Here is a 15,213-nt window from a genome sequence, read left to right as displayed (position 1 = left end):
CCTTGGGCGCTACACCCAGCCATGGCCACCCGCCCTATTCCCTCTCAGCTTAACGAGCCACCGCCAGTCCCTTAACGCTCTGGGGCGGGGGCGTCATAAAACGTAGATATTGCCCTGCCCTGCTCCCCCAAAATACTCCGGTTGTAACCCCTATCCTTCGCGAAAAATCTGCGGCAAAATGCCCACCTTGGGCCGTTCTCCAAACACCCACTGTTGCAAAAGATGCTGGTGCCAGGGGCGCATGGGGGCGGGGCTGAGGGCGATCTGATGGAGCTGATGCACTTGGGCGAGGGCAGTGGCGGCGTCTTCGGGTAGGGCGGTGAGCCAGCGGGAGACGGGGTGGTTCCAGCCCTGGAGAAATTCGTCGAGCAGTACCCGGTGGGTGTCGTGGAGGGGGTCGCCGCCGATGGGCCAAGCAGCTCCCCAGGTATCGGCCTGGATGGTGTGGTAGCTGAGTTTGCGCGGCTTCTCCTCGGCGGGCAGAATTTTGTCTGAAAGCACTTTCCAGGCTTCCGCCACCAAACCGGGCAACACGCCCAAGCTGTCGTGCTGTTGGAGAGCCTGGGTCAGTTGGATCAGGTCGTCGTCCTGCATTTGCTGGCCATAGTCAGCGAGGCCCGCGACGAGGGGAGCCCAAATTTCTCGCTCTAGCGCCATCACCAAAGGCAAAGCCACCGCCGAATAGTCGGTTGACGGGTCTGCGGCGTGGGGTTGTAGGGCCAATTGTTCTCGCCGCTGAAAGGAGAGCAGCAAGTCCTGTTGGGTCGCTTCCATCAGGCAAAACCAGATGCCATCCCCTAGGGCGGTGCGAACCTGCTGCTGCCAGCGGGCTTCTTCTGGGGTGGAGGGTTGCGCTGTTGGCCCAGCGCCCTCCATCTCCGCCACGGGGGCCAAGGCATCGAGATCAAACAAGGACGGCGTTTGGATCACCGAATTGGTTTTGGCTGACGCCCTGGCCGCAGGCTTGGCCCCACGGGTGGGCGAGGTCGGGGCTGTTTTTAGCAGGGCTACCTGAGCTTGCAGAGCTTGAATGCGCTGCGCTTGGTCGGCGATCTGCTCCGCCTGGGTCTGAAGTTGTCGCTCTAGATCAGCAATCTGTGCGGCCTGGGCCTGGATCTGCCAGTCTCGTTCTGCCAGTTGGGCTTGGTGGGATTGGAGCTGCTGATCCTTCGCTGCCAACGCCGCTGATTGGGCCTGGATTTCCTGGTTCAGGCGCTGAATCAGCCCCTGATCGAGCGCATCCACCCCCGCTTGAATCAGGGCCGCATAGCCCGGAGCCGTGATGTTGATCGACTGATCCGCCTGCCCCGGCACGGTTAGGGAGCCCTGCTGGGTGGTGAGGTTAATCGCCAGCCTGTGGCCCTCGGCGTTGGTAATGGTGAACTGCTGGGGGTCTGCCGTGGGGTGAACCCGGTAGTCGCGCTGACCCACCCGAAAGGTGATTCCTGGCGGATCGGTCGCCGCTGGAGATGCTGTCCCCAGCCTGTCGGAAACCGATGGCGCTGGGCTGGGCTGGGAATCGGAAGCTGGGGCTGGATTAGTCGGTGGAACGGCTGGATCTGTGACCGAAGGATCAGGGGCTGAATCGGCGGCTAGATCGGTAACTGGAGCCGTGGCGGGGTGAAGCGTTATCGGGTTCGGCGCAACCCTGGGGCCAGTTCCTAGGTTGGGATCAGCGTCACCGTTGGCCGACGCGCTGGATTCTGAGACATCGGGGGCCGAGGGCGCACTGGGCTGAGAGAACAGCTGGGCTTCGGTGGCAGGGCTGACCTGGGGAGACGCTTCGGCATGGGCGGGGGTCAAGGGACGAGCCGCTGATTCTACCAGGCGCGATAGAGCCTGGGGCAGGGTGGGTTCCTCCCGGCGAACGCCCACCAGCTCTAGTTCTACGGTGGTGACGCCCTGCCATTCGTTTTGCTTCAGGCGATAGGCCAAATCCACCCGGTCGGGCAGTGGAAAGTAGTCGCCCCAGCGCCAAGCAATGGCTTTGATTGTAGTATCGCCCTGGCGCAGGGTGAGTTTGAGGTGTTCCCGATTGCGGCCCACCACCTGCTGCTCGGCAATCTGCACCTGGGGCGTCCAAAAAATAGGCTCCGGATTTTCGATGCCGCAGGGGTGGAGATGGTCGATTTGTTCGTAGAGGGCGTAGTTGATGTCGCTGAGTTGGGCCTGGGCATCTACGGAAATCAGCGGTTTCAGCAGGTCGGGGGTGAGGGTTTGGCAGGCGTAGTGAGACAGCCGAGAACGAATGGCCGACAGGTTTTCGGCCCGAAAGGAAAAGCCCCCTGCCGCCCGGTGTCCGCCAAATTTTTCCATCAAGTCGCGGCAGCTTTGCAGGGCCTCAAACACATCAAATTCGGGAATGCCCCGCGCCGAGCCGCGAATCACCGATCCATCTTCGTCTTCATAGGTGCCGATGAACACGGGCACCCCGTAGCGCTCCACCAGCCGCGAGGCCACGATACCAATCACGCCATGGTGCCACTGGGGCCGCACCACCACCAGCACCCGATCTTGCAGCAAATTTAGGTCGCCTGCCGCCTGCTGCTGTTCGCACCAGGTCACGGCCTCCTGCTCAATCTGCTGGCAGAGTTCCTGGCGGGTGGTGTTGATTTGCTCGCACTGCATGGCCCGTTCTAGGGCGGTGCCGAGGTCGTTGGTGGTCAGCAGGTCGATGACAATCTGCGGATCGCTGAGCCGTCCTACGGCGTTAATGCGTGGCCCCAGCCGAAAGCCGATGTGCTCTGGCTTAAGGGCTTTGCTTTGGTCAGACAACCCCGCCACTTGAATCAGCGCCTGAATGCCGAAAATTTGGGAGCGCGGCAGCAACCCCAGCCCCCGCCGCACCCAGCGACGGTTGACCCCCGTCAGCGGGGCGAGGTCGGCAATGGTGCCCAAGGTAAACAACTCCAGCAGCGAAGCGGTCAGGTCTTGGGTTTGGTTGAGGGCCTGGGCCAAGCACACGGCCAAAATGTAGGCCACCCCCACCCCGGCCACCCCCCGATAGGGCGAGGTTTCGGGCAAGAGCTTGGGGTTCAAAATGGCGTTAGCCGGGGGCAGTTGCGGCGGCAAATCGTGGTGGTCGGTAATAATCACCGTCAGCCCCAGTTCCCGCGCCCGTTGAATTGGAGCCACGGCGGCGATGCCGTTATCCACCGTGAGGATCAGGCTCACCCCGTCGGCGTGGCAGTCTTCCACAATGCGCGAGTTGATGCCGTAGCCCTCGCTCATGCGGCTAGGGATGGTGTAGTCCACCTCGGCCCCTAGGGTACGCAAGGCTCGCAGCAAGAGGGCGGTGCTGGTCATGCCGTCGGCGTCGTAGTCGCCGCAGATGGCGATGCGCCGTCCCGCCTGGATGGCCTCGGTCAGCAGATCCAAGCTAAGGGCTAAATCCTCAAACTCTAGCCGTGGCGAGGGCAACTGAAGCCGCTCTGGGTTGAGAAAATCCTCCGCCTGCTGTGGATCTAAAATGCCCCGCTGCACCAACACTTGGGCCATCAACGGCGAGAGATCCGTTGCCGCCGCCAAGGTTTCCACTAACCCAGCGTTGACCGTGGGCAGACGCCACCGCTGCCGTGGCAACCGGGCCGTTTCGCCCTGGCTGGGCTGCGAGGTAGACCTAGAGGAAAATGCCGTCACGAAATGCTCAACCTATCCAATCACAACCTACCCAACCCCGGAATCTAGCCCAGACCCCTGAAAGTCGCTACCCGGTTTCCCTATCCTAGTCTGATGGCTAAAGACTGCACCCGGCAATTGGAGGAAATCGCCGTGTTCTTGAAACCGCAGTGCCCTTGATGGAACCGCCACAATACCCAGGCAGTAGCCTAGGGACGCAGCCTTGCCTTCAGTTTCTTGGCGGCAAGGGCATAGCCGCCATCAGCGCTGTCAATCAGGTGAAAGTGGCGATCCTGGCGGTTGAGGATGAGGCAGGTCATCAGCGCCCGGTCGGAAATATGGAGGCCGTAGGCAAGCTGTCCCCGCTGGTAGCGGTCTTCCAGATAGTCCGTCAGTTGCTGGGTCTGGGCGGGGGTGCCCGCGATCACCATCCGCAGGGAGTCATCCAGCTTTTGGTAGTCCGACGCCGCCCACACGTCCTGGCGATAGCGCCCCCAGTCTACCCCGCCAGCTTTGAGGCCCAGCGCCATCAACCCATAGCCTAGCAGGGTTTTGAGGTAGGCTTTGACCCAGTAAACCCCTTGCCCCGATCTGGGTTTGCGGGCCTTAACTTCCGTCTCTAGCTGAAACGGACTGAGCGTCAGCCTCAATCGATCTACTGCAACAGGATGATAGCTGGGGGGCACACCGTAGAGGGTCTGAATGGTATCCAATACTTCCCGAAACAGGGCAGCAGAGAGGGGCACCCCCCGCCTAGGGGCCGTCACAATCAGGCTGAGGGTGTGGCCGGGTTGACTGGGAATCGCCCGCCAACGGCATTCCAACCCCGTCAAATTGGCCGCTGCGGGGTCGCCATCCTGCTCCAGCCGATACAGGGCCTCGGTTTTGATCAACCGTTCCGCTTGGCTGATGCCTCCGCCCAAAAAATTGGCCTGACAGTAGGTGGGCGTCAGGCGAAATTTAGCGACCTTCACAGGCCGCTCCGGGTCTAGAACCTCGATGGGCACCACCCCCACCCGCAGCGTCAGCCCGAAGGTCTCACGGGCGATGGTTCTCAGCCCCAGCAGAGCAGCCCGCGCCTGCCCCAAGGCCGAGGGCGGCACCAACAGCACCGCCCCATCGCCTCCAAACACAAAGGGAATGTCTAAGGGCGCGATGGCATTGAGCACCGCCATGATGGAGCTAGCCCCCAGCACGTTGACGGCCTTGTACTGCCCCCGCTCGATGGCAGCGGTAGACCCGGCCACATCGCTGATCACCACATACCAATCTGGTGGAGCCGTCCGATAATGAGTCGGATCCGCCAGGTCAATAAACCGCTCCAGCACCGGAAGCGACTGATAAAAATCCTCACTGGCCATGACGATCTCGGCTCACAACATCCAGGGAATACCCCCATCGAACCACGTCTCCCGGATCGTAACCGTCAGCCCCCATCAAAAAGCCCACAGATCTTAATCCCGACGCCCAGTTCTCCTACCCTCTAGGTGGGGAGACCCCACCCCTACCATTCTCCCCCTTCCCTTTCCCCGACTCCCCGACTCCCCACTCCCGACTCCCCAACCATGCCCCCCGCCCGTACCTGATATACTGAATCTCCAACCGTTACAACATTTGTTACATACCAACGGTTCCCCTCCCGCCAACCGTCTGCCCACGGAGATTATGCAGCCCACCGATCCGGATCAGTTTACCGACAAAGCCTGGGATGCCATTGTTGAGGCGCAGGATGTCGCCCGCCGCTTCAAACATCAGTATCTAGAAGTGGAGCATGTGATGATTGCCATGCTCGACCAGGAGGAGGACGGGCTGGCTCACCGCATTTTGGCCAAGGCCAAGCTAGATACGGATCTCATCCTGGACGAACTGGAAACCTTTACCCAGCGGCAGGCCAAGGTACGCGCCCCCATGGACGGCAACTTGTACCTGGGCAAAAGCCTGGATCGAATGCTGGACAAGGCAGAGGAGGCGCGGGAGAACTTTAAAGACAAGCTCATCTCCGTGGAGCATTTACTGCTGGGCTTTCAGCAGGATGAACGCATTGGGCGGCGGTTGCTGCGGGGCTTTAATGTGGATTCCGCCGAACTAATGGCGGCGATCCAGGCGGTGCGGGGCAGTCAGCGCGTCACCGATCCCAAACCCGAAGCCCAGTATGAGGCGCTGGAGCGGTTTGGGCTGGATCTGACCCAATCGGCGCGGGATGGCAAGCTCGACCCGGTGATTGGTCGCGACGAGGAAATTCGGCGGGTGATCCAAGTGCTGTCGCGCCGCACCAAAAATAATCCGGTGGTGATTGGCGAACCGGGGGTAGGCAAAACCGCCATCGCCGAAGCCCTAGCCCAGCGCATCATCAACGGCGAGGTGCCGGAATCCCTCAAGGGGCGGACGCTGATTTCCCTGGACATTGGCGGTCTGATTGCTGGAGCCAAGTTCCGAGGCGAGTTTGAAGAACGCCTGCGCCTGGTGCTGAAGGAAGTCACTGACTCCGAGGGGCAGATCATTCTCTTTATCGACGAACTACACACCGTGGTGGGGGCCGGGGCGGGCCAGGGCACCATGGATGCGGGCAACCTGCTCAAACCCATGCTGGCCAGGGGCGAACTGCGCTGCATTGGGGCGACGACCCTGGACGAGTACCGCAAACACATCGAAAAAGATGCCGCCCTAGAACGGCGGTTCCAGCAGGTCTACATCGGCCAGCCCAGCGCCGAGGACACCATCTCCATCCTGCGGGGGCTAAAGGATCGCTACGAAAGCTACCACGAGGTGGAGTTTGCCGATAGCGCCCTAGTGGCGGCGGCGGTGCTGTCGGATCGCTACATTGCGGATCGATTTTTGCCCGACAAGGCCATTGACCTAATCGACGAAGCGGCGGCCAAGCTGAAGATGGAGATTACCTCCAAACCCGCCGAGCTAGAGGCCATGGAGCGGCGGCTGATGCAGCTCGAGATGGAAAAGCTCTCCCTGGAGGCCGAAGACCGGGCCGGAACTGCCAGTCGGGCCACCCGCGAACGGCTAGATCGCATTCAGCAGGAAATTTCCGTCCTGATGCCCCAAAAGCAGACCCTGGATGAGCAGTGGCAACGGCAAAACCAAACCCGCGACGCCATCCACCAACTGAAGGAAGAAGAAGAGAGCCTACGCCGCCAAATCGACCAGGCCGAGCGGGCCTACGACCTGAACAAAGCCGCCCAGCTTAAATACGGCAGGCTAGAAGCGGTACAGCAGGAACGGGAAGCTCTGGAATCCCAACTGGCGGAAATCCAAGACCAGGGCACCACCCTATCGCGCAAACAAGTCACCGATGCCGACATTGCCGAAATCGTCGCCAAGTGGACGAGCATTCCGGTCAATCGCCTGATGGCCTCGGAGCGGCAAAAGCTGCTGCAACTGGAGGGCCACCTTCACGACCGGGTGATTGGCCAGGATGAAGCGGTTTCCGCCGTCGCCGCCGCCATCCGTCGCGCCCGTGCGGGGATGAATGATCCCGGTCGGCCCCTAGGCTCCTTCCTGTTCATGGGGCCAACGGGGGTGGGCAAAACGGAACTGGCCCGCGCCCTGGCGGAATTCCTGTTCGACACCGAAGATGCCCTGATCCGCATCGACATGTCGGAGTACATGGAGAAAAATGCCGTATCGCGCCTGGTGGGGGCTCCTCCCGGCTACGTGGGCTACGAAGACGGGGGCCAACTGTCCGAAGCGGTGCGCCGCCATCCCTACTCCGTGGTGCTGCTGGACGAGGTGGAAAAGGCCCACCCCGACGTGTTCAATATCCTCCTGCAAGTGCTGGACGATGGCCGCATCACCGATTCCCAGGGCCATCGGGTGGATTTTCGCAACACCGTGGTGATCATGACCAGCAACCTGGGCAGCGACCACATTTTGGAACTGGCGGGGGATGACGACCGCTACGACGAAATGCGCGGCCTGGTGCTGAAGGCGCTACAAAAACAATTCCGGCCCGAATTTCTCAATCGCGTGGACGACCTGATTCTGTTCCACTCCCTGCGGAAACAGGAACTGCGGAAAATTGTGGCGATCCAAATTCGGCGGGTGGAAAAACGCCTCACCGACCAAAAAATTCGCCTCGATATCACCGATGCCGCCATCGACTTCATTGCCGAAAGCGGCTACGACCCGGTCTACGGTGCCCGTCCCCTCAAACGGGCCATTCAGCGCCTACTGGAAAACCCCATCGCCACCAAAATCCTAGAAACCACCTTCGCCGAAGGAGCCACCATCCGCGTCGATCAGGGCGACGATGGCCTGGTGTTCAGCGCCCAAGAGGTGGCTGTTGCGGATCCGGCCCCAGAACCAGAGCCACAGGCTGAAGATCACCCCCTGGCGGAATCCGTTGCCGGGATCTGACGCAACCTTCTGGGAATCGGGGCTATGGGGTTCGGACTTGGTATCACGTAACGTTCTAGCCGCCGCACAGGGAAAAGGGCCTGGAGGGTGTTGGCACACCCTCACTCATGCTCTGCTGTTGGGCGTCCTCACGGTGCCACCCTCTGCCGGGAGTTCCCGTCTGCCCTAGGTGGTGTATTCGGCATTGATTTTCACGTAGTCGTAGCTGAGGTCGCAGCCCCAGGCTTGGCCAAAACCGGGGCCGTCGCCGATGGACACCTGAATGGCGACGGTGTCGGTTTTGAGGTATTCCCCTTGGCTGGCCTGGGTGAGGTAGGAGCTGGCGGCAGGGCGGTCAAAGGGCAGGGGTTGGCCATGCTCCATCAGCAAAAAGTCCCCTAACTGCACCCGCAGGTCATCTTGGTCGAAGGTGACGCCCGCCCGTCCGGCGGCGGCAGCGATGCGGCCCCAGTTGGGGTCGTGGCCAAAGATGGCGGATTTGACCAGGGACGATCCGGCGATGGTGCGGGCCACCTGGTTGGCGGCGGCTTGGTTGACGGCCCCGGAGACGGTGACTTCAATCAGGCAGGTAGCCCCTTCGCCATCGCGGGCGATGGACTTGGCCAAGTATTGGCACACAGCGGTGAGCATGGCCTCCAACTGCTCGGCCTCCGGGCCTTCGTCGGTAATGGCGGGGGTGCGGGATTCGCCATTGGCCAGGGCGATCAGGGAATCGTTGGTGCTGGTGTCGCCGTCCACGGTGATTTGGTTGAAGCTGCGGTCGGCGGCACGGCGCAACATATCCTGCCACAGGGTGGGCGAAACCGTGGCGTCACAGGTCACGAAGGACAGCATGGTGGCCATGTTGGGGTGGATCATCCCCGATCCCTTGGCAATGCCGCCGATGCGTACCGGACGGTCGTGGAGGATGGTCTCCATAGCGATGGTTTTGGGCACCAGGTCGGTGGTGATGATGGCGGACGCTGCCGCTTCGGACCCCGTGGGCGAGAGGGCTTGCACCAGGTTGGGAATGCCCGCCTTAAGCTGATCCATTTTGATCCGCTGGCCAATCACCCCGGTGGAGGCAATCAGCACCGCATCGGCGGGGATATTCAGGGCAGCGGCGAGGGTTTCGGCACTGTCCACCGTATCCACCCAGCCCTGGTTGCCCGTGCAGGCGTTGGCCTGTCCGGCGTTGACCAAAATGGCGCGGCTGCTGGAGCGGGCCTCTAGGCGCTGGCGGCAGTAGTCTACACAGGCGGCGCGAACGTGGCTGGTGGTGAAGACCCCCGCCGCAATGGCGTCGCATTCCGAGTAAATCAGGGCCAAGTCTGGCGCACCGGAGGGCTTGAGCCCCGCCGTAATGCCCGCCGCCTGGAAGCCCTTAGGAGCCGTGACGCCGCCTTCAATGATCTGCCACTCCGCCATTGCCGTTTTTCCTTGTGGATGGTGTTTTGCAGGGGATTATACCAAGCCCCCCGTCCTGGGGATGCTTACCGCATGACCATTTCCTAGGCTCTGATCATTCCCACTCGGCGGCGTATTGCAGCAGCAGGGGTGGCAACTTGAGGTCGGTGGGGGTGCGGTGGCGGGCTTCAAAAACGCCAATGATGTCCTTAAGGCCGGGGTTTCCCTTGGCCTGTCCGGTAATGCCGCAGGTAATCACCACGGCGCAGCAGCCTTGGCTGGCTTTTTGCCACTGCTCCCATCGGATCAAGTGCTGGCGGTCAGGGCCAGGGCCATCGTCGTATTCGGCGAAGAGGTGCAGTTCGCCATCTCCAGTTTGCAAAAGCCCCAGGTCAAAGCTAGTACCGCTGAAGGGGTCACTGCCGGGATTAAAGCAGACAGCCTGCACGTCCTGGGCCTGTTTAAGGTTCTTGATTAGGGTCTTGGCCTTGGGGCGCGAGGTTTGAATAATCACCGCCGGAATCGTAGCCTGGTTAGGCAGGGGGTGGTCGGGGTTGTCCACATAGGCCACGAGGGGGTCGCGTTTTACCAGATCGAGCCAGGAACGCTGGATTTGGGTGAGCAAAATGATCGCCCCCTCCGGCACATAGTCATCCCGCAGTACGGGAAGGCGGGCGTCATTGTCGTCTAGGGCGCTTTCCGTTTGCTCTAGCAGTTCTTCCGTTACCGATGGCAGAGTTTTCACTGTCACCTTGAGGGCAGATCCCTGGCTTTTTTCGGGGTTAGGGATGCGGTAGCTGCCTTGTAGGGCTGGGTAGGGAGGCTTTTCGAGCCGCGCCCGATGCTTGGTCAAGAACCGCTGAAGCGCCTCCATCGCCACCAGAAAAATGGCCCCTTCTTCATCGGCTAGTTGGCTGCGTAACCCTTCCAGGGGGTGAATGCTGCCAAAGACCGGATCCACGGCATCGGGGGCGGCGTTGGCCCAGCCCAGGGCAGCAAAGGGGCCGCTAGGGGGGGAATCCTCCAGCAGTTCAAAGTTCACAAACAGGCAGTCCTGCTCCAAAAAGGCTTCCTGCATTTGTTTGGGCGATTGCTGCCCCATCAGCACCCGATCCCGAAACTGTTTGAGGGAATCTAGGGTGCGATACATTAGCAGACCATACTCCACCCCGCCCATGCCCAGCACCGACACGTAGAGGGTTTCAATGTCCCAGGCGTTCAGTTCAATGGCAATCACCTGCTGCTCATTAAGGCTGTGCCAGGGGCCAAGCTCCCATATTTCCATGGCCTTGTCGAGCATGGCGTCGCCGTAGCGGTCGGGCAGTTCCGCCTCCTCCATGCCGCCCGCCTGCTGAAGGGCGTTGAACAGTTCATCAATCAACGGCAGCTCCGGGGCATAGTCCACCTCAATATCAAGCCCCTGGATGGCCCCCCGCAGGTAAAACTGAATTTCCCGATCCCTCACCACAATTTTTCTGGGCCGCGCCGGAGTGAGCGACCCCTGGGGCGACTCAATCGCCTGGATCAGTGTTCGCACCACGGGCTCGTAGCCGCTGCTGGAGGGCACCATGGTAATACCGCGCACCGCGCCCTGGCCACTGTCTACCCAGAGAATACAATCGCTGTGTTCGCCTTGGCCGCTGCGGCCCCAAGGATTCGAGTCTTCCTCCACCAACCCGCTCATGGGTCGCCGATCTCCCTCCCACACGCTGGCTACCCGAGGCAGTTGCTTGAGGCGGTCGATGGTGATGCGGTTCAATCGAGTCATGGACTAGGGTCTCAGGGGGGCGAACTAAGGATAACAGCCTAGGCAAGGCCGTCTCAGGGCTAGGCCAAAGATAGGCAAAAGACAACGGTCAACATTGAGGGGTTTAATGGCCAACCCCGCCAGGGACAGCCCACAGCTCCCCCATCAACCAGAGCCTCAGAGTAAACTATAGAAAGTTCCGGGTAAAACCGCGAAGGTTGGCCCTCAAAAGTGTTAGATTTCAAAACATTTTTGGCATTTCCGGGGTCGTCATAAACCGCTAGAATGGTTAACCGCTAAGCTATAGCGGCCCCGTTCTGCTCAGTCTGCGTCCAAGATTTTTAGTCGATAAGGTTGTCATGGCACAGGTCACCGAACAAACCCGAGGCATTCTGCTCTCCGAAACGGCGCTTAAGCACGTCAAGGCGCTCCAACAGCAGCAGGGGGAGAAAGCCCTTTGTCTGCGAGTGGGGGTGCGCCAGGGCGGCTGCTCCGGCATGTCCTACACCATGGACTTTGAAGACCTCAGCAACATCAACGAACACGACGAAGTCTACGACTACGACGGCTTTCAGGTTGTCTGCGACAAAAAGAGCCTGCTCTATCTCTATGGCATGATGCTCGACTACAGCGACGCCCTGATTGGCGGTGGCTTCCAGTTCACCAACCCCAACGCCAGCCAAACCTGCGGCTGCGGCAAATCCTTTGGGGCCTAACCTTAAAACACCATGACCCAAACCGTTGAATCCCTCTTTGATGCGGCCATTGAGCGCTATAAAGCGGGGGAAGATCCCGCTGAACTAATCCCTGTCTTCAAGGAAATCTGCGACCGCGCCCCCAAAAGTGCCGCCGCCTGGGCCTGCCTGTCTTGGCTTTACCTGCTGACGGACAAACCCACTTCCGCCCTGAAAGCCGCCCAAAAGTCCGTCAAGCTCAGCCCCCAAGATCCCCAGGGGCGTGTAAACCTGGCCGTAGCCATGCTGGAGGCGGGCAAACCCGGTGTGCGCCAACACGTTGAAATCGCCGGACAGGTGATGACCATCGCGGAAGAGCTTCGCACCGAAGTGCTGCAAAACATCGAAGACGGCCTCAGCCGCAAACCCGACTGGGCCAGCCTACAACGGGTGAAAGGCTGGCTCACCGCCTAGACCCCGGTGCCACACACGACCGTAAGGTGCATTCGCTTGGCAAATGCACCTTATTTTTTCGACTTATTTTTTGGACTTTTATTGGGCCGTTCAGAGCAGCCGATTCTAATACCGAATGCGGGGATCGATGTAGGCGTTCAGGATATCAATGGCGATGCTGATGATGGCCACGATCATGCCAAAAAACACCATCAACCCCTGCACCACGGGGTAATCGCGCTGGGAGATGGCTTCGTACAAACGGTTGGCCAAACCGGGCCAGGAGAAGGTCACTTCCGTCAGCACGGCTCCGCCCAGCATCGAGGCAAAGGTGAGGCCCAGAATGGTAATCACCGGAATTAGGGCATTTTTGAGGGCGTGGACAAGGACAATACGCCGCTCGGGGATGCCCCTGGCGCGGGCGGCTTCCACATAGTCGGCGGTGAGGGTTTGCTTTAGGTTCACCCGCACCATGCGCTCAAACACGCCGCTAATCAGCACGCCGAGGGTGAGGCTAGGCAGGGCTAGGTAGTAGAGGGTGGTGGCAAAGGCAGGCAAATTCAGAGTCAACAAGCTATCCAGCAGATACAGCCCCGTGAGGCCAGTCGGGGGCGTGCCCTGGAGGGGATAGCGGGTGCCAATGGGAAACCAGCGCAACTGCACCGCAAAAATAAGCTGCAAAATCATGCCAAACCAATACATCGGAATGGCGTAGGTGATGATGCCAAACAGCCGCCCCCCCGCATCCAGGGGCGAGTTGGGCCGCGAGGCGGAAATGACGCCCACCGTCACCCCCACCACCGTGGCCACAATCATGCCGCACAGGGCCAGCTCCACCGTGGCCGGAAAGTGGGCGCGGATGATGGCCCACACCGTTTGCCCCTGGGTGGCGATGGAGGTGCCCAAATCCAGCCGCAGCAGTTGCCCCAGATAGTCTAGGTACTGCGCCCACAGGGGTTGATCGAGCCCCAACTGTGCCCGCAGTTGATCCTTCGCCGCCGCCGGAGCCCTGGCCCCCAAGAGCGCATCTACGGGGTCGCCGGGGGTGGCCCGCAGCAGCAAAAACACCACCGTGGTAATCGTCCAAATCATCAACGGGGCCAGCATCAGCCGGGTGAGGACGTAGTAGCGCAGGGCGGCGGAGCGGGACATGGGGGTTGGGGATTGGGGGTTAGGGGTTGGGGATTGGGTTACACAATGCTGACCCCAACCATGGATGAGGGGGCTGAGGGTTATCAATCAGCGTGATGGGCGGTGCCCACCCTACGACCTAGGCTACGGTCTAGGCAATGGCACCGCTGGTGATCAGGTTTTCTAATTTGGCAGTGAGGTCGTCCTTGGAAGCCACCCCCTCAATAGTGGCGACTCGCTCACCCTTGTTGAAGAAAATCAGGGTGGGAATGGCCATCACATGGTACTGAAGCGCCAGGGAATCTTCGTCGTCCACATTCAGCTTGGCGATTTTGGCGCGTCCGGCAAAGGTTTCCGCCAGTTCTTCCACAATCGGGTTCATGATGCGGCAGGGGCCACACCAAGCCGCCCAAAAATCTACCAGCACGGGCACCTCACTCTGGAGCACTTCGGCCTCAAAGTTATCCGCCGTTAGGGTTAAATACTGGGCCGCGTCTGCCATGGGAAAAAATCTCCTTGAGGATGTCGGGGGGAACGTCCCGGATGTCGTCTTCTACATTACTGCATTCTCACCCCGCCATGGACAGGGCGCTTTGGGCCTAGGTGCGGGCGGATCCGGTTATGGCGACGGGCCGAAAGACGGCTAACCAAAGCTGCAACCGCTGGCATGGCGATCCAGGGTAGGGGAAGAGAGGATGCACCCGGTCATTCGCTACTCTACGGAGTCCCGCCTCTAGTTAGAAAGGGCTAAGCCCGGGAAGGGAGGGTGCAGCCCGGTCATTCGCTACCGTTGATACGAATTGGGAACCCGTGATCTGTTACGAAAAGGAAGTGGTGGCCTGCCTTCGGTGCGCCGATTCTTCTATCTGGACAAGGGGTTTAATGCGGATCGAACAGCTTCAGGCATTTTTGGCGGTGGCGGACACGGGTAGCTTTCAGGCAGCGGCGCACCAGTGCCGGGTGACGCAATCCACCGTTAGCCGCCAGGTGCAGGCGCTAGAAACAGAGCTAGACGCGCCCCTGTTTCATCGAGGTTCCCAGGCCAAGCTGACGGTGGCCGGAGAGCGTCTCCTACCCAAGGCCCGCCGCATTTACCAAGATTGGACGCAGGTAGCGCGGGACATTGCTGACCTGATGGCCGGGAAGCAGCCAGAACTGTGCGTCGCGGCGATTCAGTCGGTCTGCTCTACCCTGCTGCCCCCAGTGCTGCAACGGTTCTGCGCGGAATTTCCCCAGGTACAGCTCCGGGTGACGGCCCTCGGCAGCGACCGATCCCTCAAGGTGCTGCGGGATGGCTTGGTGGACTTGGCCATTGTGATGCACAACCCTCGCTTGGTGTCGCAGTCAGAAATGGTGGTGACGCCGCTGTTTGAGGAGAATGTGGAGGTGCTGATGGGGGCGGATCATCCCCTGGCCAGCCAGCCCCAGGTGTCTTGGGAGGCGCTGTCTCGATTTTCCCAGGTGATTTTTAAAGACGGCTACGGGATGCAGCGCCTGGTGCAAGAGCAGTTCCAACACCGAGGGGAAAGCCTGAATGCGGCCCTGGAACTGAACACCCTAGACGCCTTTCGGGGGGTAATTCGTCAGGGCAACTTCATCGCCCTGCTGCCCCAGTCGGCCCTGGTGGAATGCTACGCCGACCCCACCCTAGCGGTGCGCCCCACCGAGGATCCGACCCTGACCCGGTCGGTGGTGATGGTGACAACGCGGGATCGCCTGAGCATTCCCCCCATTCGGCGGTTCTACGACCTGGTGCAGGGGGTGTCGGCCACGGTGCTGGATTCGGTGAAACAGGTGGAGGCCGCGATGGTTCAACGGTAGGTTGGGGTTGTATTC

At 60.7% G+C, this 15,213-nt stretch carries 10 protein-coding genes; 4 read left to right on the top strand and 6 right to left on the bottom strand.

Annotation, left to right across the window (positions count from 1 at the left end):
• Nucleotides 1-150 precede the first annotated feature (150 nt).
• Together recJ and GFS31_RS04940 are read right to left on the bottom strand one after the other, a co-directional pair.
• Nucleotides 151-3,639 (bottom strand): single-stranded-DNA-specific exonuclease RecJ, encoded by a 3,489-nt coding sequence (gene recJ / locus GFS31_RS21565; protein WP_317135076.1) that lies wholly within the window; start codon nucleotides 3,637-3,639, stop codon nucleotides 151-153.
• Between the two features lie 188 nt (nucleotides 3,640-3,827).
• Nucleotides 3,828-4,979, bottom strand: a complete 1,152-nt coding sequence (locus GFS31_RS04940) for a DUF3095 domain-containing protein (RefSeq protein ID WP_198807141.1) — start codon at nucleotides 4,977-4,979, stop codon at nucleotides 3,828-3,830.
• Between the two features lie 304 nt (nucleotides 4,980-5,283).
• On the opposite strand from GFS31_RS04940, the gene clpB reads away from it, so the two are divergent.
• Nucleotides 5,284-7,986 carry an ATP-dependent chaperone ClpB gene (clpB, locus tag GFS31_RS04935; RefSeq protein ID WP_198807140.1) on the top strand — a complete coding sequence of 901 codons (2,703 nt, stop codon included), beginning with the start codon at nucleotides 5,284-5,286 and terminating at the stop codon, nucleotides 7,984-7,986.
• Between the two features lie 165 nt (nucleotides 7,987-8,151).
• On the opposite strand, the gene argJ is transcribed toward clpB, so the two are convergent.
• Nucleotides 8,152-9,393 carry a bifunctional ornithine acetyltransferase/N-acetylglutamate synthase gene (argJ, locus tag GFS31_RS04930; protein ID WP_198807139.1) on the bottom strand — a complete coding sequence of 414 codons (1,242 nt, stop codon included), beginning with the start codon at nucleotides 9,391-9,393 and terminating at the stop codon, nucleotides 8,152-8,154.
• A gap of 94 nt (nucleotides 9,394-9,487) precedes the next feature.
• Nucleotides 9,488-11,140, bottom strand: a complete 1,653-nt coding sequence (locus GFS31_RS04925; RefSeq protein ID WP_198807138.1) for a DUF6930 domain-containing protein — start codon at nucleotides 11,138-11,140, stop codon at nucleotides 9,488-9,490.
• A 338-nt stretch (nucleotides 11,141-11,478) separates the two neighbouring features.
• On the opposite strand from GFS31_RS04925, the gene GFS31_RS04920 reads away from it, so the two are divergent.
• Nucleotides 11,479-11,835 carry an iron-sulfur cluster assembly accessory protein gene (locus GFS31_RS04920; RefSeq protein ID WP_198807137.1) on the top strand — a complete coding sequence of 119 codons (357 nt, stop codon included), beginning with the start codon at nucleotides 11,479-11,481 and terminating at the stop codon, nucleotides 11,833-11,835.
• A gap of 12 nt (nucleotides 11,836-11,847) precedes the next feature.
• Nucleotides 11,848-12,267, top strand: coding sequence for a tetratricopeptide repeat protein (locus tag GFS31_RS04915; RefSeq protein WP_198807136.1), 420 nt, complete (start codon nucleotides 11,848-11,850; stop codon nucleotides 12,265-12,267).
• Between the two features lie 105 nt (nucleotides 12,268-12,372).
• Here GFS31_RS04915 and GFS31_RS04910 read toward each other — a convergent pair whose 3' ends face one another.
• On the bottom strand, nucleotides 12,373-13,398 hold the full coding sequence (locus tag GFS31_RS04910; protein ID WP_198807135.1) for an ABC transporter permease: 1,026 nt from the start codon (nucleotides 13,396-13,398) through the stop codon (nucleotides 12,373-12,375).
• Between the two features lie 130 nt (nucleotides 13,399-13,528).
• The gene (gene trxA, locus GFS31_RS04905) at nucleotides 13,529-13,879 is read right to left on the bottom strand and encodes a thioredoxin (protein ID WP_198807134.1); all 351 of its coding nucleotides are present in this window, start codon (nucleotides 13,877-13,879) and stop codon (nucleotides 13,529-13,531) included.
• Between the two features lie 380 nt (nucleotides 13,880-14,259).
• Between trxA and GFS31_RS04900 the strand changes: the two genes are divergently transcribed.
• Nucleotides 14,260-15,198 carry a LysR family transcriptional regulator gene (locus tag GFS31_RS04900; RefSeq protein ID WP_198807133.1) on the top strand — a complete coding sequence of 313 codons (939 nt, stop codon included), beginning with the start codon at nucleotides 14,260-14,262 and terminating at the stop codon, nucleotides 15,196-15,198.
• Nucleotides 15,199-15,213: the final 15 nt, after the last annotated feature.

The organism is Leptolyngbya sp. BL0902, from assembly GCF_016403105.1.
Lineage (GTDB): Bacteria > Cyanobacteriota > Cyanobacteriia > Phormidesmidales > Phormidesmidaceae > Nodosilinea.
Note: the sequence above shows the minus strand (reverse complement) of the source record. Positions and strands in the feature narration are given on the sequence as shown.